At 72.9% G+C, this 22,826-nt stretch carries 22 protein-coding genes; 14 read left to right on the top strand and 8 right to left on the bottom strand.

What is annotated here, in order from left to right:
• Window positions 1-49 precede the first annotated feature (49 nt).
• The 5 genes from Q5716_RS11070 (at window position 50) to Q5716_RS11090 (ending at window position 4,715) form a co-directional block, all read left to right on the top strand.
• Window positions 50-730 carry a response regulator transcription factor gene (locus tag Q5716_RS11070; RefSeq protein ID WP_305003197.1) on the top strand — a complete coding sequence of 227 codons (681 nt, stop codon included), beginning with the start codon at window positions 50-52 and terminating at the stop codon, window positions 728-730.
• Entirely contained in the window at window positions 727-1,953 is a 1,227-nt protein-coding gene (locus Q5716_RS11075; protein WP_305003198.1) for a sensor histidine kinase, read from the top strand. Before Q5716_RS11070 ends, Q5716_RS11075 begins: the two co-directional genes overlap by 4 nt.
• Before the next feature lie 121 nt (window positions 1,954-2,074).
• On the top strand, window positions 2,075-3,481 hold the full coding sequence (locus Q5716_RS11080; protein ID WP_305003199.1) for a ferredoxin reductase family protein: 1,407 nt from the start codon (window positions 2,075-2,077) through the stop codon (window positions 3,479-3,481).
• A complete protein-coding gene (locus tag Q5716_RS11085; protein WP_305003200.1) occupies window positions 3,478-4,002 on the top strand; it encodes an FMN-binding protein in 525 nt (174 codons plus the stop codon). The genes Q5716_RS11080 and Q5716_RS11085 overlap by 4 nt, the downstream gene beginning before the upstream one ends.
• Window positions 4,002-4,715, top strand: coding sequence for an FAD:protein FMN transferase (locus tag Q5716_RS11090; protein WP_305003201.1), 714 nt, complete (start codon window positions 4,002-4,004; stop codon window positions 4,713-4,715). The genes Q5716_RS11085 and Q5716_RS11090 overlap by 1 nt, the downstream gene beginning before the upstream one ends.
• A 37-nt stretch (window positions 4,716-4,752) precedes the next feature.
• On the opposite strand, the gene Q5716_RS11095 is transcribed toward Q5716_RS11090, so the two are convergent.
• Both Q5716_RS11095 and Q5716_RS11100 read right to left on the bottom strand, forming a co-directional pair.
• The gene (locus Q5716_RS11095; RefSeq protein ID WP_305003202.1) at window positions 4,753-5,082 is read right to left on the bottom strand and encodes a nitroreductase/quinone reductase family protein; all 330 of its coding nucleotides are present in this window, start codon (window positions 5,080-5,082) and stop codon (window positions 4,753-4,755) included.
• Window positions 5,079-5,459, bottom strand: a complete 381-nt coding sequence (locus tag Q5716_RS11100; RefSeq protein WP_305003203.1) for a pyridoxamine 5'-phosphate oxidase family protein — start codon at window positions 5,457-5,459, stop codon at window positions 5,079-5,081. The genes Q5716_RS11095 and Q5716_RS11100 overlap by 4 nt, the downstream gene beginning before the upstream one ends.
• Window positions 5,460-5,666: 207 nt before the next feature.
• On the opposite strand from Q5716_RS11100, the gene Q5716_RS11105 reads away from it, so the two are divergent.
• The 3 genes from Q5716_RS11105 to cydC are packed head-to-tail and all read left to right on the top strand — an operon-like array spanning window position 5,667 to window position 11,548.
• A complete protein-coding gene (locus Q5716_RS11105) occupies window positions 5,667-7,250 on the top strand; it encodes a cytochrome ubiquinol oxidase subunit I (RefSeq protein WP_305003204.1) in 1,584 nt (527 codons plus the stop codon).
• Between the two features lie 12 nt (window positions 7,251-7,262).
• Window positions 7,263-8,300 (top strand): cytochrome d ubiquinol oxidase subunit II, encoded by a 1,038-nt coding sequence (gene cydB / locus Q5716_RS11110; protein ID WP_305003205.1) that lies wholly within the window; start codon window positions 7,263-7,265, stop codon window positions 8,298-8,300.
• Window positions 8,297-11,548: a thiol reductant ABC exporter subunit CydC gene (gene cydC / locus Q5716_RS11115; protein WP_305003206.1), complete on the top strand. Its 3,252-nt coding sequence runs from the start codon at window positions 8,297-8,299 to the stop codon at window positions 11,546-11,548. Before cydB ends, cydC begins: the two co-directional genes overlap by 4 nt.
• 147 nt (window positions 11,549-11,695) lie before the next feature.
• On the opposite strand, the gene Q5716_RS11120 is transcribed toward cydC, so the two are convergent.
• From Q5716_RS11120 to Q5716_RS11135, 4 genes are all read right to left on the bottom strand, one after another.
• Window positions 11,696-12,574, bottom strand: coding sequence for an endonuclease domain-containing protein (locus Q5716_RS11120; RefSeq protein ID WP_305003207.1), 879 nt, complete (start codon window positions 12,572-12,574; stop codon window positions 11,696-11,698).
• Between the two features lie 216 nt (window positions 12,575-12,790).
• Entirely contained in the window at window positions 12,791-14,623 is a 1,833-nt protein-coding gene (locus Q5716_RS11125; protein ID WP_305003208.1) for a heavy metal translocating P-type ATPase, read from the bottom strand.
• On the bottom strand, window positions 14,620-15,516 hold the full coding sequence (locus Q5716_RS11130; protein WP_305003209.1) for a universal stress protein: 897 nt from the start codon (window positions 15,514-15,516) through the stop codon (window positions 14,620-14,622). The genes Q5716_RS11125 and Q5716_RS11130 overlap by 4 nt, the downstream gene beginning before the upstream one ends.
• Before the next feature lie 21 nt (window positions 15,517-15,537).
• On the bottom strand, window positions 15,538-16,326 hold the full coding sequence (locus Q5716_RS11135; protein WP_305003210.1) for a universal stress protein: 789 nt from the start codon (window positions 16,324-16,326) through the stop codon (window positions 15,538-15,540).
• A gap of 371 nt (window positions 16,327-16,697) precedes the next feature.
• Between Q5716_RS11135 and Q5716_RS11140 the strand changes: the two genes are divergently transcribed.
• The 5 genes from Q5716_RS11140 (at window position 16,698) to Q5716_RS11160 (ending at window position 20,723) form a co-directional block, all read left to right on the top strand.
• Window positions 16,698-18,371, top strand: a complete 1,674-nt coding sequence (locus tag Q5716_RS11140; RefSeq protein WP_305003211.1) for a sensor histidine kinase — start codon at window positions 16,698-16,700, stop codon at window positions 18,369-18,371.
• Window positions 18,368-18,991, top strand: a complete 624-nt coding sequence (locus Q5716_RS11145) for a response regulator (RefSeq protein WP_305003212.1) — start codon at window positions 18,368-18,370, stop codon at window positions 18,989-18,991. Before Q5716_RS11140 ends, Q5716_RS11145 begins: the two co-directional genes overlap by 4 nt.
• 58 nt (window positions 18,992-19,049) lie before the next feature.
• A complete protein-coding gene (locus tag Q5716_RS11150) occupies window positions 19,050-19,826 on the top strand; it encodes a DUF4328 domain-containing protein (protein ID WP_305003213.1) in 777 nt (258 codons plus the stop codon).
• Window positions 19,827-19,944: 118 nt separating this feature from the next.
• Complete coding sequence (locus Q5716_RS11155) at window positions 19,945-20,298, top strand: hypothetical protein (protein ID WP_305003214.1); 354 nt, start codon at window positions 19,945-19,947, stop codon at window positions 20,296-20,298.
• A gap of 17 nt (window positions 20,299-20,315) precedes the next feature.
• Window positions 20,316-20,723: a hypothetical protein gene (locus Q5716_RS11160; RefSeq protein ID WP_305003215.1), complete on the top strand. Its 408-nt coding sequence runs from the start codon at window positions 20,316-20,318 to the stop codon at window positions 20,721-20,723.
• A 4-nt stretch (window positions 20,724-20,727) separates the two neighbouring features.
• Here Q5716_RS11160 and Q5716_RS11165 read toward each other — a convergent pair whose 3' ends face one another.
• Both Q5716_RS11165 and Q5716_RS11170 read right to left on the bottom strand, forming a co-directional pair.
• Window positions 20,728-21,252, bottom strand: coding sequence for a hypothetical protein (locus tag Q5716_RS11165; protein ID WP_305003216.1), 525 nt, complete (start codon window positions 21,250-21,252; stop codon window positions 20,728-20,730).
• Window positions 21,253-21,271: 19 nt separating this feature from the next.
• Window positions 21,272-21,826, bottom strand: a complete 555-nt coding sequence (locus tag Q5716_RS11170; protein ID WP_305003217.1) for a thermonuclease family protein — start codon at window positions 21,824-21,826, stop codon at window positions 21,272-21,274.
• Between the two features lie 196 nt (window positions 21,827-22,022).
• On the opposite strand from Q5716_RS11170, the gene Q5716_RS11175 reads away from it, so the two are divergent.
• A complete protein-coding gene (locus Q5716_RS11175) occupies window positions 22,023-22,745 on the top strand; it encodes an SDR family NAD(P)-dependent oxidoreductase (protein WP_305003218.1) in 723 nt (240 codons plus the stop codon).
• Window positions 22,746-22,826 lie beyond the last annotated feature (81 nt).

Below are 22,826 nucleotides of genomic sequence, written 5' to 3' on the forward strand. Positions count from 1 at the left end.
AGGGGCGGAACTCGCCACTCACCTCCGGCCCCGGGTCTAGGGTGTTCGCATGGCCGGCCCGGTGCGGATGCTCCTCGTCGAGGACGACGAGGCGATCGCCGCCGCCGTGCGCGACGGGCTCCGTGACGACGGCTACGACGTCGACGTCGAGACGACGGGCCTCGACGCGCTCATCGCGCTGGGACGCGCGGATTACAGCGTCGCGGCTGTCGACGTGATGCTGCCCGGCATGGACGGGTTCGAGCTGTGCCGGCGCATCCGCGAGAGCGGTCACCGGCTGCCCGTGCTCATGCTCACCGCGCGCGACGCCGTCGAGGATCGCGTACGCGGCCTGGATGTCGGCGCCGACGACTACCTGACGAAGCCGTTCGCCTTCCCGGAGCTCGCGGCGCGACTGCGCGCCTTGACCCGCCGCCACGAGGTGCTGGGTCGCACCGACCTCGTCGCCGGCGACCTCGTGCTGCGGCTCGACGCCGGGCGCGTCGAGGCGGCGGGCGCCCCCGTGTCGCTGAGCCCGCGCGAGTTCCAGTTGCTCCGACTCCTCGCCTCGCGCGGCGGAGACGTGGTGAGCAGGGACGACGCGCTCGACGAGGTGTGGGGCACGCGCCACATCGAGCAGCAGATCGTCGACCAATACATCGCCTACCTTCGGCGCAAGCTGCGCGACGCGGGCTCGGCGACCGCGATCGAGACGGTCCGCGGTCAGGGCTACCGGCTGGTCGCGCCGTGAGCGGGAGGGACGTCGGCGAGCGGGCCGTCCGACGACGGCTCGTGATCGGCTCGACCGTGTTCGCGACGATCGCCATCGGGGCAGCGCTGCTCGCGGGTCGGATGCTCATCGCCTCCCAGCTCGAGAGCGCCGCGGTGTCCCTCGCCCGCACCGACCTCGGTGCTTTCACGGTCGAGTACGACGAGCGTCGCGCCCATCTCGAGCAGCCCGCGCCCGGAGTCCTCGTGGGAGCGCTCGAAGGCGACCGCTGGCTGGTGAGCTCGCTCCCCGACGAGGTCCAGGACGCCCTGCCCGGCCGTGACCCCGACACCGTTTCCGTGGTGTCTGGCGGCGGCGGGACCTGGGTGGTGGTGGGCCAGCAGCTTCCCGGCGAGTCGGTGTCCGGCGAGGTCGTCACGGCCTGGGCGGCGCGCGACCTCGAGTCGTCGCACGAGGCCCTCGAGTCGATCGACCGGCTCTTCGTGCTCGGCGGGGCTCTCCTCGTCGCACTGTTCGCGGTGGCGTCATGGTTCGTCGTCCGCTTGAGCTTCCGCCCGGTGGAGGCGGCGCGGCAGCGGGAGCGGCGCTTCGTCTCCGAGGCGGCGCACGAGCTGCGCACGCCCCTCGCCGGCCTGCGCGCCCAACTCGCGGTCGTGCGCCGGTCGCTCGCCGAGCCGGCGGCGGCCGCTCAGGAGCTGGACCGTGCGGACGCCTCGGCGGAGCGGATGTCCGAGCTCGCCACGAACCTGCTCGAGCTCGCCCGGCTCGAGCAGGGCACCGCTCCGGCGGCCGCGCCGCTGTCGGAGCTACGCGACGCGTTCGGCGGCGCCGTCGACGACGTGCGCATCTCCCCCGTCGCTCGCGGGGTCGCGATCGAGCAGGAGAGCCCCGCCGAGCTTCGGGATGCCTCGGCGCGGGTCGACGCCGTCTCGTTCGCGCGGCTCGTCCGCAACCTCCTCGCGAACGCGGCGGCAGCGGCCGGACCGGGTTCGACGGTGAGGGCGTCCCTCACCGTCGACGACGGCGCGCTCGTGCTCGTCGTCGTCGACGACGGCCCGGGGATGCCCGCCGACTTCCTTCCCCGAGCGCTCGAGCCGTTCACCCGCGGTCCGGGGGCGCACGGTCCGGGGAGCGGGCTCGGACTCGCACTCGTCGACTCGATCGCCCGCGCCGCGGGCGGGTCGGTCGTGCTGGAGGACGGGCATCCGGGCCTGCGCGTCGAGGTGAGGATGCCCGTGGGCTGAGCCCCGCCCCGATCGGGCCGCCGCGCGGCCGCTCCATGTGGGCATTCACATCCGGCAGCGCCTCCGCTCCAAGCTGCGGCATAGGCGGCTCCGCGAGTCTCGAGAGCGGAAAGGAGCTCTCATGACCGCAACCGCGACCCGCCCCACGGTTGTCCCGCCGACCCGCACGGTCGACCGGGAGGCGCCGCACCGTCGGCGCCGCTTGCGCGCCGACCTGCTCGTGACGGGGGCGTGGGCATCCGCCGCTCTCGCTCTCGCCCTGTACCTCTCCACCGGGCTCGTCGACCTCGGCTCCCCGTCGGCGGCGATCACGTCGATCGGCATCGCGAGTGGCCTCATCGGCAGCGACCTCGTGCTCGTGATGCTCGTGCTCGCCGCGCGCATCCCCGCGATCGACCGCACCGTCGGCCACGACCGCGCGATGGCCGCGCACCGCTCGCTCGGCAAGCCCGCGTTCTCCCTCTTGCTGGCGCACGCCGCGCTCCTCACGATCGGCTACTCGCTCGCCGACGGCAGCTCGGTCGTGTCGGAGACCGTCACCCTGTTCTCGAGCGCCGACATGCCGCTCGCGTACCTCTCGCTCGGCCTGCTCGTCGCGGTCGTCGTGACCTCCCTCGTCGCTGTGCACCGTCGGATGCCCTACGAGGCGTGGCACGTCGTGCATCTCCTCTCGTACGCGGCGGTTCTCGCGGGCCTCCCGCACCAGCTCTCGATGGGCGGCGTGCTCGCGGAGGGGACGTGGCAGCGCCCGTACTGGATCGCTCTGTACGTGGTCGCCCTCGGGTCGATCGTGGTGTTCCGCGTGGTGCGCCCGCTCGTCGCGTCGGTGCGCCACGAGGTCACCGTGGAGAGTGTCGAGCGAATCGCCCCCGACGCCTTCTCCATCCACCTCGCGGGCCGCGACCTCGACCGGCTCGGCGCTCGCGGCGGCCAGTTCTTCTTCTGGCGGTTCTGGGCCCCGGGCACGTGGTGGCACGCCCACCCCATCTCCGTGTCGGCGGTGCCGACGGCCCGCAGCGCGCGAATCACGGTGCGCGAGCTCGGGGACGGCACGCGGTCGCTCTCCCGCCTCCGGCCCGGCACGCGCGTGAGCTTCTCCGGACCGTTCGGACTCTTCACGTCGTTGGTGCGCCGCAACCGGAAGGTGGCTGTGCTCGCGGCCGGGATCGGCATCACGCCGGTGCTCAGCCTGCTCTCGCGGCTCGACGCCCGCGCGGGCGATGTCACCGTCATCGCGCGCGGCTCCGACGAGTCGGAGCTGTACCTCTGGCAGGAGCTCCAGGACTGGGCCGACGTCAACGGAATGCGTGCCTACCGCTCGGTGGGCTCGCGCGCCCGGGGTCGGGATGCCTGGCTCTCCGCGCACGACGTCGCCCGCGGGGTGACCACCCGCTCGGTGTTCCCCGACCTCGCCGACAGCGACGTGTACCTGTGCGGCCCGGACGGCTGGGCGGATGCCGCGGAGTCGGCACTCCTCGCCGCGGGTGCGTCGCGAGAGAGCATCCATCGCGAGAGGTTCGACTGGTGAGCGCCCGGGCCACGGTCGGTGGGGCGGTCGTCTCCGGCGCCATCCTCGCCCTCGGGTGGATCGCGGGGGCCGCGATGCCCGCGGCGACGACGGCGACGGTAGCGACCGGAACGGGCACGTCGGGCAGCTCCTCCGGCAGCGCCTCGGGGTCGACGGGCTCGAGCAGCTCCGGCTCGGGCTCGGCGTCATCGGGTACCGGGTCGAGCGCGACATCCGGCTCCACCACGGCGACCACCGGCGCCACGGACGGCACCTACACCGGCTCGAGCGTGAGCACCCGCTTCGGCGACGTGCAGGTGCAGGTCACGATTTCGGGTGGCGCGATCACCGATGTGACCGCGGTGCACCTGACCGACCACGACGGCAAGTCGGTCCAGATCAGCAACCGGGCGGCGCCCATTCTCGCCCAGGAGGTGCTGAGCGCGCAGTCCGCGAACGTGCAGATGGTCTCGGGCGCGACGTACACGAGCCGCGCCTACCTCGAGTCCCTGCAGTCGGCCCTCGACCAGGCGGGGTTCTGATGCGGCACGCGTTCGAGACGATGGGCACGGTCGCCTCGCTGCACCTCGACGGCCCGGTGCCCGCCTCGCTCATCGAGGCCGTCGAGAACGTGTTCGCCGACTACGACGCGGAGTTCAGCCTCTACCGCTCCGACTCGCCGCTGTCGGCGATCGGCGACGGCCGGCTGCGGTTGACGGATGCTCCGGCGCGGGTCATCCGCGAGTACGAGCGCGCGCTCGACTGGAACCGCCGCACGACCGGCTGGTTCTCGCCGCACCGCCCCGATGGCGTGCTCGACCTCTCCGGCACGATCAAGGCGGTCGCGATCGGCGACGCGGTGGAGCTCCTGGCCTCCGCCGGGGGGAGCGGGCTGCTCGGCGTCGGCGGCGACGTCGCGGCGATCGGCACGGGCATCCACCGCATCGGCGTCGTCGACCCGCGCGATCGCGGCCGCGTGCTCGCCGACCCGGTCCTCGACGCGCGTCGGGCGATCGCGACGTCGGGTTCGGCGGAGCGCGGCGACCACATCTGGTCGAGCCTCGGCCGCACCGACATCCTGCAGGCGACAGTCCTCGCGGACGACATCGTCACGGCCGACGCCGTCGCGACCGCGATCGTCGCCGCGGGCACCGCGCACTGCGGAGACCTCCTCGACGCGCTGCCCGTCGACGCCCTCATCGTCTCCGCCGAGGGCCTCTCCGCGACCCCCGGCTGGCCGCGAGTGGCGAGTTAAGCACCTTCCGACGAGAGAAAGCGCCCCGCGAAGGTGCTTAAGTCGCCACTCGGTACTGATCGCCGAGCTCGATGACGACGACCGGATGCCCGTGCCGGTCGACCACGACGCCGACACCCGGTACCCACTCGCGCCTCAGCAGCACCTGTACCGGGGCGGCGGTGCGGAGGTTGCGCCACCACTTCTTCGTCTCGGGAGCGCCCGGCACGACCTCGATCGTGGTGGGGCCGACCCGTCGGTAGTCGACCGGGAACTCGTGCACGGCCCCCGAGACGGTACCGGTGACGCGCAGCGCGGTGAGGCGGGAGCCGAGCATCCAGTGCGCCGGCCCGCGGAGGATCGCGATGACGACGTCGTTGGCGCTCATCCCCGGCGGCCGGTGACGGCGACGGGGGTGATGCGCACGTAGTTCCACTGCTCGTCGCCGACGGGCGTGATGACGTCGAGCACGCCCGAGGTGATGATCTCGTCGTCGGCGTCGAGCCGCTGGGCGATGCCGCGAACGACGACGCTCCACGGCCGCGTGTCAATGAACCCGTCGGCCTCGAACGCGACGCGTGGGTTGTCGGCGATCGCGGCGAGCTTGGTGCCGGGGGCCGTGCGGAAGTAGATGGCCCGCCCGTGCACGTGGTGGGTGAGGGGGAAGACGTCGGCGCCCTCGGGCGTCGACACGGCGAGCCGGCCGATGTTCGTGCTCTCGAGCAGCTTCCACGACTCGGACTCGGGGAGGGGACGGAATGCCATGCTCCCACTCCAGCATTCGCTCACCGGGATGCGGCAGGGCCGAAGGTCCCGCCGGCGCGCACATCGCGCACCATTTCTACGGTCAGTAGAAAACGACTTCTACAAAGCGTAGAATTCATGCCGAGGCGGGACCTTCGGCCCTGTCGACTCGAGGCCCCACCCGAAAAGGTAGGACCGCACGCACCGCATCAAGAGAAAGGCGTCGCCTTGGATCCCCTCGAGATCGCCCGGTGGCAGTTCGGCATCACGACCGTCTACCACTTCGTCATGGTCCCGCTCACCCTCGGCCTCGGCCCGCTCGTCGCCATCATGCAGACGATGTGGGTCCGCACCGGCAACGAGCGATATCTGAGAATGACGAAGTTCTGGGGCAAGCTCTACGTCATCAACTTCATCATGGGTGTCGCGACCGGCATCGTGCAGGAGTTCCAGTTCGGCATGGCCTGGAGCGAGTACTCCCGCTTCGTCGGCGACGTGTTCGGCGCGCCGCTCGCCATGGAGGGCCTCCTCGCCTTCTTCTTCGAGTCGACGTTCCTCGGGCTCTGGATCTTCGGCTGGGACCGACTGCCCAAGAAGCTGCACCTCGCAACCCTCTGGATCGCGGTCGCCGGCAGCATCGTGAGCGCCTTCTTCATCATCGTCGCGAACTCGTGGATGCAGCACCCGGTGGGCGTTGAGCTCGTCGACGGCCGCCCGGTGATGACCGACATCTGGGCCGTGCTGACCAACAACACCGCGCTCGCCGCCTACTCGCACACGCTCATGGGTGCGCTCGCCGTGGGCGCCGCGTTCCTCGTCGGCATCTCCTGGTACCAGCTGTGGCAGCGCCGTCGGGACGGCATCGATTCGGTGGATGCCCGGGGCCGCGTCGTCGTGGGCGAGAGCCCGAGCATCCCGGGCCGCGACCGGCTCGACCACAGCGTCTGGATCCGCTCCCTGCGGATCGGTGCCGTCGTCGCGATCCTCGGCTTCGGGGGAGTGGCGATCACCGGCGACGTGCAGGCCAAGCTCATGTTCGAGCAGCAGCCGATGAAGATGGCCGCCGCCGAGGGGGCGTGCGAGGACACCACGGCGTTCTCGATCTTCGCGGTCGGAGACCTCGGTTCGCGCAACTGCGAAGACGTGATGACCATCATCTCCATCCCCGGAGCCCTCTCGTTCCTCGCGCACGGCGACTTCGACACCGAGATCCAGGGCATCAACTCGCTCATCCCGATCTACCAGGAGCTCTACGGCACCAACCTGCCCGACGACCCGCTGCTCGGCGAACGGGCGGGCGCGGAGATCCAGTACGTGCCGATCATGGAGGTCACCTACTGGGGCTTCCGGCTCATGATCGGCTTCGGTGCGCTCGCCGCCGCGTTCGCGGCCCTCGCCCTGTGGCTCACCCGCAAGGGCACCGTGCCGCGACCGAAGTGGATGATGGTCGTCGCCCTCCTGAGCATCGCGGCGCCCTTCGGGGCGAACATCGCCGGCTGGGTGTTCACCGAGATGGGCCGGCAGCCCTTCGTCGTGGCGCCCAACCCGACGCCCGGAGGCGTCGACGGAGTGTTCATGTTCACGGCGGCGGCGGTCTCGCCCGGCGTCAACGGATTCGAGATCGTCTTCTCGCTCGTCTCGCTCGGGCTCGTCTACCTCGCGCTCATGGTCGTGGAGGCGACGCTCATCGTGAAGTTCGTGCGCGCCGGCATCGCGGGAGTGATGCCCGAGCTCGCGGCGGAGCACGACGCCGACGGAACCGACGGAACCGACCAGGGCCGCAAGGACGACGTCCTCGCGTTCGCCTACTAAGGAGATCGACTCATGGACGTCCTGCCCACCATCTGGTTCATCGCCATCGCGGCGCTCTGGGTCGGCTACCTCATCCTCGAGGGATTCGACCTGGGAGTCGGGATGCACCTGCTCACCACCACGCGCGACGAGAAGCAGCGCCGGCTCATGCTCAACACCATCGGCCCCGTCTGGGACGGCAACGAGGTGTGGCTGCTGACGGCGGGAGCGGGCACCTTCGCCGCCTTCCCGCTGTGGTACGCCTCGCTGTTCTCGAGCCTGTACATCCCGCTCACGATCGTGCTCCTCGGGCTCATCTTCCGGGCCGTCGCGATCGAGTACCGCGGCAAGGGATCCACCGACCGGTGGCGCCGCTGGTGGGACCGCGCGTTCGGCCTCGGCAGCTTCACCGCCGCGTTCGGCGTGGGCGCCGCCCTCGCCCTGACCACGACCGGCCTGCCGATCAACGAGAACGGCGACCGCGTCGGCGGCCCCTTCGCGTGGCTCACGGTCTATGCCGTCATCGGCGGCCTCGCCGTGGTCGGCTTCTGCTACGTGCAGGCGGCAGCCTTCCTGGGGCTCAAGACCGTCGGCACCGTGCGGGATCGCTCGCGTCGCATCCTCGTCCGCTGGTCGCCCCTGCTCCTGCTGCCGATCGTCGCGTGGGTGCTCATCGTGCAGTTCCAGTCGGGCGACTGGGTCAGCTGGGCGCTCGTCGTGCTCGCCGTCGTCGCGGTCGTGTTCGCGTGGGTGAGCGCCCGAGCGGGTCGCGAGGGCCGCGCGTTCACCGGGGTCGCCGCGTTCCTCGCCCTGGGGGCGGCCTCGATCTTCACCGCCGTCTACCCGGTAGTGCTGCCGTCGTCGATCGACCGCGCCTACGACCTCACCGTGTCGAACGCCTCCAGCGGCGACTACACGCTCATGGTCATGACGATCGTGACCGCGATCGGCCTGCCGCTCGTGCTGCTCTACCAGGGCTGGAGCTACTGGGTGTTCCGCCGGCGGCTCGGCGAGCACCACATCCCCGACGCGCACGAGGTGGAGCCGGCGATCGGCTCGGCGGCACGATGAGACTGGGGGCCTTGGTGCCGCGCGGGGCGACCTACGTTCTGGGCGCGCTCGCGGCCGTCAAGGCCCTCGGCCTCGTGCTCCTCGCCGAGGCCGTCGCCCGGGGCGTGGCATCCCTCGCCGCGGGCGACACCGCCTGGCGCGACGCCCTCGTGCTCGGCGTCGGTGCCGCGCTCCTTCGTGCCGGCGCGGCCTGGGCCACCCAGGCGGCCGCCGCGCGCGCTGCCATCGGCACGAAGGAGCGCGTGCGCGCCCAACTCGCGGACGCGCTCCTCGGCGGGGCGCCGCGGGTCGGCTCGTCTGCCGCGCTCGCCAGCCGTGAGCTCGACGCGCTCGACGACTTCTTCACCGCGGTGCTGCCCGCGATCACCTCGGTCGCGGTCATCCCGCTGCTCATCGGTGCGCGCATCCTGCTCGCCGACTGGGTGAGCGCGCTCATCATCGTGCTCACGGTGCCGCTCATCCCCGTGTTCATGATCCTCGTGGGCAAGTACACGCAGGAGCGCACGGATGCCGCGACCGCCGCCCTCGACCGGCTCTCCGACCACGTCGTCGAGCTCGCCCGCGGACTCCCCGTCCTCGTCGGCCTCGGCAGGGTGCGCGAGCAGGCGGAGGCGCTCGACCGGATCTCCGACGACTACCGCCGCACCACGATGGCGACGCTGCGGGTCGCGTTCCTCTCCGCGCTCGTGCTCGAGCTCATCGCGACGCTCTCCGTCGCCGTGGTCGCCGTGTTCATCGGAATCCGGATGCTCGGCGGCGACCTCACCCTCGCGACGGGACTTCTCGCCCTCATCCTCGCACCCGAGTGCTTCGCGCCGTTCCGCGAGCTCGGCTCCGCCTTCCACGCCTCCCGGTCCGGTCTCGCCGCCCTCGAATCGGCGCAAGCCGTGATCGACGCGCCGCCGCGCCGCACCCTCCCGCGCACCGCGGGGGACCCGGCCGTGCGCGGTCTCACGATCGCCTTCGACGGGCGGGAGCCGATCGTCGAGGGGCTCACCGTCACGCTCCCCGTGCGCGGCGTCGTCGCGCTCACCGGGGCAAGCGGGTCCGGCAAGTCGACCGTGCTGCGCGCCCTCGCCGGCCGCCTCGACGCGAGCGCGACGGGATGGGTGCAGGGCATCGACCCGTCGCGGGTGGCGTGGGCGCCGCAGCATCCGCGCACCGTCGGGGCGACCGTGCGGGATGAGCTCGCGACCTACGCCGACAACGAGTTCGCGGTCGAGTGGATGCTCGGCCGGCTGGGTCTGCTCGGCGTCGCCGACGCCGACCCCGTGCAAGTGAGCCTCGGGGAGCTGCGCCGCATCGCCGTCGCCCGGGCGATGCTGCGGGTCGACTCGGGTGCCGACGTCGTGCTGCTCGATGAGCCGACCGCGCACCTCGACGACGCCTCCGCCGCTGCGGTCGTGTCGCTCATCCGCTGGGCGGGGGAGCGCGCGACCGTCGTCGTCGCCTCGCACGACGAGAGCGTCGTCGGGCTCGCGGGGCAGCGCATCGCGCTCGACGCGACCGGCGGGGCGGGACGCGTGCGCTCGCCCGAGGCTGCCGCAACCGGCCCGGAGATCCGGCGCGACGGACGCGTGCGTGCACCGGCGCCGGCGGCGGCGAGCGCGGAGCGGCGCTTCGCGAGTTCTGTCGGCGCCCTGGCCGCCTTCGTGCGTCCGGCGCTCGGCCGCTACCTCGCGGCGATCCTCCTCGGCACGCTCGCGGCCGGGTTCGCGGTCGCGCTCACCGCGGTGTCCGCGTGGCTCATCGTGCGGGCATCCGAGATGCCGGCCATCATGTACCTCCTCGTCGCGATCGTCGGCGTGCGATTCTTCGGCATCGGCCGGGCCGTGCTGCGCTACAGCGAGCGGCTCGTCACCCACGACGCGGTGTTCCGCTCCACAGGGCGGCTGCGGTCGCGGCTGTGGTCGGCGCTCGCCGCCCAGGGGCCGAGCTCCCGCGCGCTGCAGAACGGGGGCACCGCACTCGACTACCTCGTCGGAGCCGCCGACGACGTGCGCGACCTCGTGCCGCGCATCGTCGTGCCCGCCGCGAGCGGGGTGCTCGTGTCGGTCGGCGCGGTCATCGCGACCGCCCTCATCCTGCCGTCCGCGCTCGTCCCGCTCGGGATCGTGCTCGCCGTGGCGCTCCTCGTCGCACCCGCCGCCTCCGTGCTCGCCGACCGCGCGGCGGAGTCGCAGCGGCTGAGCGAGCGGTCGGGCATCCTGCGCCTCTTCGGAGCCGCGCTCGACGCCGCCGACGACCTGCGAGGCAACGGCGTCGACTCGCGCGTGCGGGCCCGGCTCGCCGAGCTCGACGAGGCCGCCGCGCGCTCGAGCCGTCGCGTCGCCCTCGCGCAAGGGCTCGGGGCGGCCCTCGTTCTCCTCGCGGGCTGCCTCGGCTCCCTCGGGATGCTCTCCGCCGCCGCGACCGCGCAGCTGCCCGCCGCGCTCGCCGCCGTGCTCGTGCTCCTGCCCATCGCGCTCCTGGAGCCGTTGCTGTCGGCGGTCGCCGCGATCGCGCACTGGCCGGCCCTCACGGCGGCGCTCGCCAAGACCGCCGAGCTCGACCTGGATGCCTCTCCCGTCGCGCCGGGCGCCGACCCGGGCGTCACCACCCTCGCCGTCCACGACGTCGCCGCGGGGTGGCCGGGCGCGCCGGCGGTGTTCTCCGGCGTGACCGCGACGGTCAGCCGCGGGGAGTGGCTCGTCGTGGACGGACCCTCGGGGTCGGGCAAGTCGACCCTCCTGAGCGTGCTGCTCGGCAGCCTGCCGGCCGTGCGCGGGAGCATCCTGCTCGACGGTCGCGTCGCCGACGCCGGGATGCTCGCCTCCGCCGTCGCGTGGTGCCCGCAGGAGGCGCACCTCTTCGACTCCACGGTGCGAGCGAACCTGCTCCTCGGCCGCCCCCGCGACGATCGGCCGAGCGATGAGGAGCTCGTCGCCGCTCTGCGCGGCGCGGGGCTCGGGGCCCTGCTCGAGTCGCTGCCCGAGGGGCTCGACACCCGCATCGGATCCCGCGGTTCGCGGCTGTCGGGAGGGGAGCGGCAGCGGCTCGCGATAGCCCGCACCCTGCTGTCGAGGCGCAGCGTCATCCTGCTCGACGAACCGACCGCCCACCTCGACGAGCCGACCGCGGAGGCGCTGCTCGCCGACGTGCGCCGCGCGTTCGCGGACCGCATCGTGGTGCTCGTCACCCACCACGCGGACGACGTGCGGGCCGACGACTCGCGAGTGTCCCTCGGGGCGGCGGCCGTCGCGGCGTAGCGCCGCCCGGTCGGGCTCGACCGGCCGCGCGGAGCCGCCGCCGTCGCGGCCGCGGGTGCTGGCGGCCTGACCCCGTTTCTCAGGAATACGCCCTCGCCGACTGGATAGTGTCGACGGCGGCGGCATATTCCTGAGAAACGGGGCGGGTCAGGAGCGCGTACGCGGCCAGAGGTGGTCGCGGTCGGCGAGGCGTCGCAGGATGACTCGCTCGACCTCCGGCCACTGGAACATCACCTGCTCGTACGACAGCGTCAGCTGCAAGTACCCGCCGTCGACCATCCGCAACTCGCGACTGCGGTCCCGGGCATAGTTCTCGACACCGGTGTGGTGCTCGCGGCTCAAGCACTCGATCACCAGGCGTTCGCCGACCAGCAGGTCCACCCGATCCGGCCCGACCTCAACCTGGATTCGGACTCGGATGCCTCGCGCCCGCAACCTCAGACGCACCAAGGTCTCGGTCCCTGACTGGGCGCGACCATCGGCGCGGGAGAGTGCATCGCGATAGCGGGGCGCCAGGTCTCCGAATGCGATCTCGAGCTCCCGCCGCGTCACGAGCCCCTTGTCCATCGCCGAGTCCAAGAGTGCGATGGCGTGCTCCTCGGGCTGGCATTCGAGTGCATGGATGAGTGCGCTCGGGAGCGGTTCGATCAGCCGCGTTGTGGCCCCGGGGACTCGTCGCCAGTGCACGCATACGCGGTCGGAGTCATCACCGAGCGGCGTGCGCCGATCATCCGGCGACCGTAGGCGAGCCGCATTCCGGGGGACGGAGACATGGAGGAGGCCATCGTCGATCGTCCACAGGCCCGCGCGACCAGCGGCGGACACGGCGGTCAGGGACCCTCCGACTCGAACGGCGCGCACCAGGTCGGCAGGGGCATCCGGAACCGCGTACCACGCCCGCCGAACCCGAAAGAGACGTCGATCGGTGAGCGCCTTCTCGATCTGCCAGGGCGTGGCCCCGGCATCCAGCAGGAGCGATCGGGGAGCGACGAGGCCGTGGGCCCGGACGAGAGCGACGGGATCCATGTGCCCAGCATCGGCGAGTACTACCCCGTCACGGGGAGCACGCCGCCACCTGGGTACTCCGAGCCCGCCGCGGTCACAGGGGAGGACTGATCCCGTTTCTCAGGAATACGCCCCCGCCGACTGGATAGTGTCGACGGCGGCGGCATATTCCTGAGAAACGGGGTGGGTCAGGCGTAGCGCCGCCCCGGTCCCGACCCAGGCGGCCGGGCGACGGGCCTAGCGGCGCCGGCCGCGGACCCCGGCGCGCAGCCCGTTGAGGATGGCGATCACGTCGATGCCCTCCTGGATGGCGGCGCCCACGATCGCCGGGACGAAGCCGAACGCGGCGACGAGCATGAACGCCACGGACAGGCCGATGCCGACGCCGATGCTCTGCTGCGCGATCCGGATGGTGCGCCTCGAGAGCAGGATGACGTCGGGCACGCGCGACAGGTCCTCCACGAGCACGACGGCGTCCGCCGACTCGCTCGCCGCCGTCGCGCCACGGGCGCCCATCGCCACTCCGACCTCCGCGGCGGCGAGCACGGGGGCGTCATTGACACCGTCGCCGATCATCATCACGGGCCGCGGTTGGAGGGCGGCGACGCGCGCGACCTTGTCCGCGGGGAGGAGTCCGCCGTGCACCTCGTCGGCGCCGACCTCCTCGCCGATGCGCTCCGCCGTCTCCTGCGCGTCGCCGGAGAGCAGCACGATTCGCCCGACCCCGAGGGCTCGGAGCGACCTCAGTGTGTCGGCCGCCTCGGGACGGAGCCGGTCCGTGAGCACCACCCTGCCGATGAGCCGGCCGTCGACCGCGACGGACACGGCGGTCTCGCCCGGCTGGAGAGGCGTGGGCCACTCGGCGACGGCACCCGGGGCGACGAATCCCGGCCGCCCTACGGCGCACGGCCGACCGTCGACGACGCCCCGCACGCCGTGCGCGACCTCCTCCTGCACGCCCTCCGCGACGGGGACCGGGATGCCGCGGGCCGACGCCTCCTCGACGACCGCCCTCGCGAGCACGTGCGCGGAGTCCCCCTCGAGGGAGGCGGCGCAGCGTAAGACGTCGTCCTCGGAACCGACGAGTCCCTCGACCCTCGACACCTCGGGCTGCCCGCGCGTGAGCGTCCCGGTCTTGTCGGTCGCGACGGTGCGGATGCGGGAGAGCCGCTCGATCACCCCGCCGTTCTTGACGATCACGCCGAGGCCGGCGGCCCGGCTCATCGCCGCGATGAAGGCGACGGGAGCGGCGATGAGCAGCGGGCACGGCGTCGCGAGCACGAGCACCTCGGCGAAGCGAGCCGCCTCACCCGACACCGCCCACGCGACGCCTCCGATCAGGAACGCGACGATCGTGAACGGGATGGCGACCCGATCGGCGAGCCGCACGAAGGGCGCTTTCGAGCCCGCGGCGGCGGCCACGAGCGCGACGATCGACTGGTACTGGCTCTCTGCGGCGGTCGCGGTCGCGCGCAGCCGGATGACGCCGCCCGAGTTCACCGAGCCGCTCATCACCGCGGCGCCGTCGCCGTGCCACACCGGCAGGCTCTCGCCGGTGAGGGACGACTCGTCGAACTCGGCCCCCTCGCCGACGATGGACCCGTCGACAGGCACCACCTCCCCGGGTCGGACCTCGAGGAGGTCCCCGGAGCGCACGTCGGCGACCGCCACGTCGTCGGTCACTCCCGGCCGGGATTCGCGGTGCGCCTGCCGGGGCGAGCGGGCGAGCAGCGCGTCGAGCTCTCCTCGCGCCCGGTGCGCCGCGTAGTCCTCGAGGGCCTCCCCGCCGGTGAGCATGAGGACGACGACTAGTGCCGCCCAGTAGTCGCCGAGCAGGAGCGTGCTCGCGATCGCCGTCACGGCGAGGATGTCGACACCCCAAGTGCCGCGGCGGAGCTCCTGGACCATCGACCACAGGCTCCGGGCGGCCACGGTCGCCGCGAACGCGGTCGCGACCCAGCGCGACGCGGGAGCGGCAGGACCGAGCAGCAGGATGCCCGCCACCGCCGCCACGACGATCGTCGCGAGCACCCACGGATAGCGGAGGGCGAGCGGCCGCGCCTCGCTCACAGGTCCTCGTCGACGATCTCCGGCAGCACCGTGATGGGCTCCGGCGCGGGGACCACCGCGACCGGAGCGGGAAGCGCGAGCAGCACGTCGTGGCTGACCGAGCCGAGCAGGAGACCGCCGAGGGCGGATCGACCGTGGCTACCCACGACGACGAGCGAGGCATCCCGGCCCGCGTCCACGATTGCGTGCGCGGCCGACCCGGATGCCACCTCCGTCGTCACCTCGAGCCCTGGGTGCGCGGCGCGCACGCCGCGCGCCGCCTCCTCGAGGGCGCTCGCGGCGGCCGCGGCCACCTCGTCGAGGGCGAGCTCCGCCGCCCCGATGGCGGTGACGCCCGACTCGGCGAGGAGCGGCACCCGCCACGCGTGCACGAGGTGGAGCGACTCGCCGCTCGCCCGGGCCTCGCGGGCCGCGAACTCCAGCGCGGCGTCGCCCGTGCCGTCGTCCGTCCAGCCGCACACCACGCGGCCGCTCCCGCCGGCGCGATCGCGCGGCACGACGACGACGGGGCATCGCGCCCGGCTCGCGACCTGCAGCGGCACCGTGCCGTTGACGAGCCCGACGAGCGCGCCCGGTCGGTCCGAGCCGAGGACGAGAAGCGCCGCCCGCTCGCTCGCTGCGATGAGCGCGCGAGCCGGATGCCCCTCCCGCACGACCAGCCGAGCGGTGAGCAGTGGCCGCGAGGCCAGGATTCGTCCGGCGACTCGGTGCAGCAGCTCCTCGAACGGCGTGCTCGACAGAACCATGCGCTCCCCGTGGGGCAGTCGCACGGTCTCCTTCACGATCGTGAGCTCGAGGTCGAGGTCGTGGGTGTCGGAGCGGGAGATGACCCAGTCGACGGCGGCGTCGCTGCCGGCCGAGTCATCCAGAGCCAGGATCAGGTGTTCGGCCATGTCAGCCTCCTCGGTTGCCCGTCAGCGCGCGATGACGACGGGACAGGTGATGTTGAGCAGTATCGCGTGGGTGACCGAGCCGAGGAACCCCCCGCGGTCCACCGACCCGCGCGTGGGCGCGACGACGAGCAGTCGAGCGCTGCGGGAGGCGTCCAGCAGGGCGACGGCCGGCGGCCGGCGGGAGATCCGGCTGCGCACGTGGGCGGCCGCGGAGTGCTCGGCGACGAAGCCGCGCGCCTCCTCGAGGAGCCGGTGGCCGTCCTCGACCGCGCTCGCGGGGGCGTCCTCCGGCACGCAGTGCACGAGCAGCAGCTCCTCGCCGGTGCGCGCGGCCTCGGCCGCGCCGAACGCGACGGCCGTCGACCACGAGCCCGCCGCGACGCCGACGACGATCGACTGTCGCGTGCGCGGGACGGCCGCGTCGGGGATGACGGCGACCGAGCCCGCCGAGAGGGAGGCGACGACGATGCTGCGGCTGCCCAGGGCGCGACCGTGGAGGAAGCCCGTCTTGTGAGTGCCCACGACGACGAGGTCGTCAGGGCCGGTGATGCCGGCGAGGGTCCAGGCGGGGCTGCCGTGGAGGACGAGCTCGTCGACGGGCACTCCGGCGGCCGCTCGACGGGCGGACTCGATGACGTCGGCGGCGGCATCCTCTGCGGCCTCGGCGACATCGTGTCCGGCGATTCCCCACTCGTCGTCGATGACGTGGACGAGCCGCAGTTGCTCGCCGAGCGACTTCGCCCGCGATACCGCCCACTCCAGGGCGCTCCGACTGGGCGTGGACCCGTCGATGCCCACCAGGATCGTCATGCCGTCCTCCTCCGCTCCAGCGTTTCCCACGCGAGCGGCGGCGGCCAGGGCCGAAGGTCCCGCGGGTGCGCGGGTGCGCGGGTGCGCGGGTGCGCGGGTGCGCGGATGCCGGGTGCGCGGGTGCCGGGTGCGCGGTCCGCGACGAGGTCGCGCGCGCCGACCCGAACGGCGCCCGCGGCCTCGTCGCCGCCTGTGACGGCCCCCCGCCGTCAATCCCCCGTGCTCCCCGGCTGGCGAGCGGTGATCGGGGATGCCCTCTCCCCCGAGATTCGTGTCTCCGATCCGTTCGCCACCCTGGGTGCTATGACAGACTTTCACTCGCGGGAGGGGCAGGACAGGGCCTAAGGTCCTACGTGGGGAGGAGGCCACGAGTGAGCGATCCGCTGACGTTCCCGGACGGGCCGCGGTCCGACCTCGAGCAGACCATCGCCGACCTGCTCGCCCAGGCGCAGAAGGTGCTCGAGACCGAGTCCCGCTTGCGCAGCCTGCTGCGCGCGAGCAAGCTCGTCGCCGACGAGCTCGACCTGCCCGTCGTGCTCGAGCGCATCATCGAAGCCGCCGTCGAGCTCGTCGGCGCGCGCTACGGCGCGATCGGCGTGATCGGCGATGACGGGATGCTCGAGCAGTTCATCCACGTCGGTCTCGAGCCCGACCTCGTCGAGCGCATCGGGCACCTGCCGCGCGGTCGGGGGCTGCTCGGCGCGCTCATCGAGGAGCAGTCGCCCATCCGGCTCGAGCACCTGCGGGACGACCCGCGCTCGAGCGGGTTCCCGGACGGGCATCCGCCGATGGACAGCTTCCTCGGGGTGCCCGTGCGGGTGCGCAACGAGGTCTTCGGCAACCTCTACCTCAGCGACCACCGCGACGGCCCGTTCTCGGCGGAGGACCAGGAGCTGCTCACGGCGCTCGCCGCGACCGCGGGCGCGGCGATCGACCACGCCCGGCTGTTCGAGGAGACGAGGCGGCGGCAGCGCTGGGCGGAGGCCTCGGCGGAGATCACGGCCGTTCTGCTCTCCGATCAGGTGGACGACTCGCTGAGCATCCTCGTCGAGCGAGTCGGGATGCTCGCCGACGCCGACCTCGCGTGCATCGTCGTCCCCGCCGAGGCCGACTCGCTGCGGGTGGAGCTCGCGTGGGGCGACCTCGCGGAGTCCGCCCTCGGCCGCACCTTCGCTCCCGACGGCTCCGTCGCGGGTCGCGCGCTCGAGGCGGGGCAGCCCATCCTCGCGCCGAACCCCGCGCTCGGAGACCTCCCACTCGATATGACGATCGCCGTTCCCGTTGCTCTCGCCGGCACGGCGACCGGCGTGCTGGCCGTCTCGCGCCGGCCGGGGCGGCCGCGCTTCCGGGAGGACGATCTGCGGACGGTCGCCGACTTCGCCGGCCAGGCGAGCCTCGCGCTGCGCCTCGCGGAGGGCCGCGCCGACCGCGAGCGCCTCGCGCTCCTCGAGGATCGCAGCCGCATCGCGCGCGACCTCCATGACACCGTCATCCAGCGCCTGTTCGGGGCCGGGCTCAGCCTGCAGGCGCTCGCCGGTCGCGTCGACTCCGCATCGGCCTCGCGGATCGCCGAGCAGGTCGAGGTGCTCGATGCGGCGATCGCCGACATCCGCACCGCGATCTTCGCGATCACGGCCGCCCCGGCGACCGGCGGGACGGTGCGCCGTCGCGTTCTCGACCTGGTGGGGGAGCTCGCCGACATCCTGCCCGAGCCGCCGCGGCTGTCGTTCGCCGGCCCCGTCGACCTGCTCGTCGACCCCGACCTCGCCGACGATGTCGTCGCCGTCGTGCGGGAGGGGCTCTCCAACGTCGCGCGGCACGCCGGCGCCACCGAGACCGCGGTAACGGTCACCGCCGGTCGCGGCGTCGTGAGCATCGAGATCGTCGACGACGGTGTCGGGATGCCCGAAGCCCCCGCCCGCTCGAGCGGGCTCGCGAACCTCGCGACCCGCGCCGAGGGCCGCGGCGGGTCGTTCACCACGACCGCGCGGCCGACCGGCGGCACCGTACTATCGTGGACCGCGCCCGTGAAGGAGAGCCGATGACCCGCGTGTTCCTCGTGGACGACCACGAGATCGTCCGCAACGGCGTCGCCGCGCTCATCAACGCCGAGCGCGACCTCGAGGTCGTCGGCGAGGCGGGCACGCTCAAGCAGGCGCTCCCGCGCATCGCGGCCGTGTCCCCGGACGTGGCCGTGCTCGACGTGCGGCTTCCGGACGGGAGCGGCATCGACCTGTGCCGGGAGATCCGGTCGAGTCATCCCGATGTCGCGTGCCTCATCCTCACCGCGTACGACGACGACGAGGCGAGCCGCACGGCGGTGCTCGCGGGCGCGGCAGGCTACGTGCTCAAGGACATCCGCGGCCAGGGGCTCCTCGAGTCGATCCGGCGGGTGGCGAAGGGCGAGCGGCTCGTCGCGCCCGCGGTGTCGCAGCGCGTCGTGGAGCAGGCGGCCGCGGCATCCGGCCCGACGGATGCCCTGAGCCTGCGCGAGCGGCAGATCCTCGAGCTCATCGCCGAGGGCCTCACGAACCGCCAGATCGGCGATCGGCTCGAGCTCGCCGAGAAGACCGTGAAGAACTACGTCTCCGGCCTCCTCGCGAAGCTCGGAATGGAGCGGCGCACTCAGGCCGCCGTCTACGGGGCCGGGCTCGACAAGCGCTGACGGCGCGCCGGACTGAGGATGTCTCGCTCCCGTCGCTCCCGCTCGCTAGAGTGAGCCGGTGACCACAGACTCGACGCCCCTGCCCGCCGCCGGCTGGTACCCCTCTCCCGACGGCTCCGGCCGACAGGCCTGGTGGGACGGGGCGCAGTGGCAGCTCGACCGCGTCCCCGAGGCGGCGCCCGCGGCGCCCGTGCTGCCTCCCGCGCCGGATCCGAGCATCCCCCGCCTCGCGCTCGCCGCCCAGGTGCTGCTGCTCGTCACCGGCGCGGTCTACCTCGCCACCATCGCGGTCGAGCTCTTCGGGATCTCCGCGGTGACCCGCTACCTCGGCGGTGACGCGTCAGCCTCCCCGCTCCTGACGACCTACGACCAGTTCACGCTCGTCGTGAGCATCCTCGGCCTGCTGGTGCTCATCGCGACCGCGGTCGTGTGGGTGGTGTGGCAGTTCCGCGTCGCCCGCCAGCTGCCCGGCCTCACCCGCCGCTCCGCCGGATGGCACGCCGGCTCGTGGTTCATCCCCGTCGTGAGCCTCTTCTTCCCCTACCAGAACGTCTCCGACCTGTGGCGGGCGATCGGGCTCACCCGCCCGTCGTGGCTCATCGTCTGGTGGCTGCTGTGGGTCGTCGGCAACGCCGTGCTCCAGATCTCCGCCCGGGTCTACCAGTTCGCTCAGTCGCTCGACGTGTACCTCGTCTCGATGACGATCGGTGTTGTCGGCGACATCCTCATGCTCGCCGCGGCGCCGCTCGCCGTGCTCGTGGTCCGCGGGATCACGCGCGGACTGCTGGCGCGACCGGCGGCGTCGGCGTTCACCCCGGTGCAGCCCGTCGCCTAGTCGCGCGCGAGCACCTCGTCCAACGGCGAGTTGCGAGTTGAGCAGCCTGGAGCGCGGGATTCGGCACCCGGAAGCTGCGTAACCCGCAACTCGCGAGGCACGGGGGTACAGTTCCGGAATGAGCATCCTGAGCAGCCAGCCGCCCGGAAAGGCCTGGGGCGTCGCGGCCCTGACGATCGCGCTGATTCCCGTGCCGTTCCTCATCCTGCTCAACGTCCTCTCGCTCGTCGTGCGCAGCGCACCGCCCGGCGATCCGTCGTTCGTGCCCGCGATGTGGATCTACGGGCTGCTCGCGGTGCTGGGCGTCCTGTTCTTCACCGTGTTCTTCCTCGCCGCGATCGCGCTCGGCATCGCTGCGGTCCGACGGCCGCGGCGGGCCGGCAAGGTGCTCGGGTGGGTCGCCATCGGCATCGTCATCCTGGCGATCCCCGCCATCTGGACCGGCTACCTCGTCTGGACGGCCCGCGGCTGACGGGTTAGCGTGGCGGGATGAGCGACTCGCGCTTCGACCCCCGCTTCGACCCGGCGTTCCAGCGCGGCTGGGACGGTCCCGAGCCCGCGGCGACGATCGCCCCCGAGCCGGCGCGGCCCGCCGCGCCCGACCGGATCGTCGTCACTGCCGAGCCGCAGCCGGAGTCCGATCCGGATGCCCGGCGCCTCAACCCGTTCCTCGTCGCCTTGGCTGCCGTCGCCGTCGCGCTCGTGGTCGCGGGCCTCGGCATGGCGTCGCTCGTGAGCAGCGGGTTCAACGATCAGGGCCCCACGTCGCAAGTCGACTGGGCGCTCCTGCAGGTGCTCATGATCGCCTCTCCCGTGACCGCGCTGCTCGGCGTCGCCACCGGGATCGGCGTGCTGTTCGTGTTCGCCGTGCGGTGGGGGCGCGGCGCCGAGCACTGACGCGCTAGGCCTGCGGCGGCGCCGGAGGCTGCTCGAGGGGCGCGGCCGACTGCTGCGCGGGTGCGCCCGGCCGGGGCCGACGCAACAGCCCCACGAGCGCCACGATGCCGAAGCCCAGACCGAGCAGGATCGGGAGCAGGGCATCCGGCGAGCTCAGCAGCATGCGAACGGTGGTCCAGAACGCGGAGCCGAAGAGCTCCTTGCCTCCGACGGCCGTGTAGGAGGCGTAGGCGGCGCCCACGAAGCCCGCGAGGATCCCGAGGACGAGCGAGCCGATCGTGATCCCGATGACGGGCAGCCAGCCCCGGCGGCTGAGCGGACCACCCGCGCCCCTCTCGTACAGCCAGACGGCGATCGGCGGGACGAGCAGCGCGGCGAGGCCGAAGAACCCGCCGAAGAGCCCGCCCACGAGCGCGTAGAGCACGACGGCCGCCGGGATAGAGGCGAGGGCGAAGAGGGTGCCCCGGCTCACGTTCTCGGGGGCGGCGGGCACGGCGGGCGAGGTAGCGGGGGTCTGAGCATCCGTCATGCGCCCACCCTACCGGGGCTCACGAGCACGCCGACCAGAGCCCGGCCGAGCGTCGGAACGCCTCCTCCGCGCTCTGCGCGAGGATCGGCCAGAACGCCTCGTTCGGCGCCATCTCGTAGGGGCGCACGATCCCGTTGGCGACGAGCACGTCGTTGACGAAGTCGCCCTCGCCCGACCACACGTAGCCGAGCCAGCGCCCGCCCTCGTCTTGCAGCACCTCGTCGGTGACGACCCACGCGATCGACCCTTCCGGCAGCATCGCGGCGAGGGCGGCCTGCGATTCCTCCGCGTAGCACTCCCGGCTCGTGGGGAAGTTCGGGGCGTCGATGCCGATCAGCCGCACCGTGATCGTGCCGAGATCGGAGACCTGCGGGCCGGTTCGCGTCGACGTGAAGACGACGGAGTCGCCGGAGAGCACCTCCTGCACGACGAGCGGTTGCGCGGTCGCCGGCCACGCGGGGCGAGAGGATGCGGGTGCCGCCAGCACAGCGGACGCGAGAGGCCAGACCGCAGCGAGGCCGGCCGCGAACGCCACGGCGCCCGCGGCGAGTCCCAGCCACGGCCGCCCGGTCACAGGGCCGAGCGTACTCCGCGGGCGTGCTCGCGGCTACGCCGTCATAGCACCGAGCCGGTCGCGATGGCGCTGTCTCTCGCCGACGCTCGGTAGCCCGGCGGCCGGGTCCAGCCGACACTCTGTAGCGAATGCGCCCCCGCCCGCCCGCGGCACCGGCCCGCGCCTTAGCGTGGGAGCAGGGTCGGAAGGAGAGCGGATGAGGCTCGCGGAACGGGTGATCGTCGTCACGGGCGGCGGATCGGGCATCGGAGCCGCCACGGTGCGGCGGCTTGCGGAGGAGGGGGCGACGGCCGTGTCGCTCGACCTGTCCGTCGAGCGCGCGAGCGCGTCATCCCCCGCCCTGGGTCTGGCGTGCGACGTGACCGACGAATCGAGCGTCGCCGCCGCCCTCGACGAGGTCGTCGACCGGTTCGGAGCGCTCCACGGCGCCGTCATGAACGCGGGGATCGCCCTCGAGGTGCGCCTCACCGAGACGACCCTCGAGCAGTGGAACCGGGTGCTCGCCGTCAACCTCACGGGCGCGTTCCTCGTCGCCAAGCACGCCGTGCTGCGGATGCCCGCGGGCGGGTCGCTCGTGTTCCACGCGTCGATGTCGGGGCTCGTTGCCACGGCGGACGAACCCGCCTACTGCGCGAGCAAGGCGGGCGTCATCGGGCTGTCCCGCGCGATCGCCGTCGACCACGCGGCCCAGGGCATCCGCTCGAACGCCGTCTGCCCGGGAGTCGTCGACACCCCCATGACGCGCGACCAGTTCGCGCCGCATCCCGAGTTCCGCACCATGGTCGAGGGGATGCACCCCGCCGGCCGCTTCGCCCGACCCGAGGAGATCGCGGCCGCGACCGCGTGGCTCCTGTCCGGCGACGCGTCGTTCGTGACCGGCACGGAGCTCGTCGTGGACGGCGGGTACACGGCGCGCTGACCGGAGCAGCTCAGCGAATCCGCTGCGTGCGGCGGAATCCGAGCGCCGCGGCGTCCGGATCGCGCCGAAATGCGCAGGTTC

This window comes from Antiquaquibacter soli (genome assembly GCF_030580675.1).
GTDB lineage: Bacteria > Actinomycetota > Actinomycetes > Actinomycetales > Microbacteriaceae > Rhodoglobus > Rhodoglobus soli.

Coding starts and splice junctions, on each gene's coding strand:
- Q5716_RS11070 (WP_305003197.1), top strand. CDS start 50: ATGGCCGGCCCGGTGCGGATGCTCCTCGTCGAGGACGACGAGGCGATC.
- Q5716_RS11080 (WP_305003199.1), top strand. CDS start 2,075: ATGACCGCAACCGCGACCCGCCCCACGGTTGTCCCGCCGACCCGCACG.
- Q5716_RS11090 (WP_305003201.1), top strand. CDS start 4,002: ATGCGGCACGCGTTCGAGACGATGGGCACGGTCGCCTCGCTGCACCTC.
- Q5716_RS11095 (WP_305003202.1), bottom strand. CDS start 5,082: ATGAGCGCCAACGACGTCGTCATCGCGATCCTCCGCGGGCCGGCGCAC.
- Q5716_RS11100 (WP_305003203.1), bottom strand. CDS start 5,459: ATGGCATTCCGTCCCCTCCCCGAGTCCGAGTCGTGGAAGCTGCTCGAG.
- cydB (WP_305003205.1), top strand. CDS start 7,263: ATGGACGTCCTGCCCACCATCTGGTTCATCGCCATCGCGGCGCTCTGG.
- cydC (WP_305003206.1), top strand. CDS start 8,297: ATGAGACTGGGGGCCTTGGTGCCGCGCGGGGCGACCTACGTTCTGGGC.
- Q5716_RS11120 (WP_305003207.1), bottom strand. CDS start 12,574: ATGGATCCCGTCGCTCTCGTCCGGGCCCACGGCCTCGTCGCTCCCCGA.
- Q5716_RS11130 (WP_305003209.1), bottom strand. CDS start 15,516: ATGGCCGAACACCTGATCCTGGCTCTGGATGACTCGGCCGGCAGCGAC.
- Q5716_RS11135 (WP_305003210.1), bottom strand. CDS start 16,326: ATGACGATCCTGGTGGGCATCGACGGGTCCACGCCCAGTCGGAGCGCC.
- Q5716_RS11145 (WP_305003212.1), top strand. CDS start 18,368: ATGACCCGCGTGTTCCTCGTGGACGACCACGAGATCGTCCGCAACGGC.
- Q5716_RS11155 (WP_305003214.1), top strand. CDS start 19,945: ATGAGCATCCTGAGCAGCCAGCCGCCCGGAAAGGCCTGGGGCGTCGCG.
- Q5716_RS11160 (WP_305003215.1), top strand. CDS start 20,316: ATGAGCGACTCGCGCTTCGACCCCCGCTTCGACCCGGCGTTCCAGCGC.
- Q5716_RS11165 (WP_305003216.1), bottom strand. CDS start 21,252: ATGACGGATGCTCAGACCCCCGCTACCTCGCCCGCCGTGCCCGCCGCC.
- Q5716_RS11175 (WP_305003218.1), top strand. CDS start 22,023: ATGAGGCTCGCGGAACGGGTGATCGTCGTCACGGGCGGCGGATCGGGC.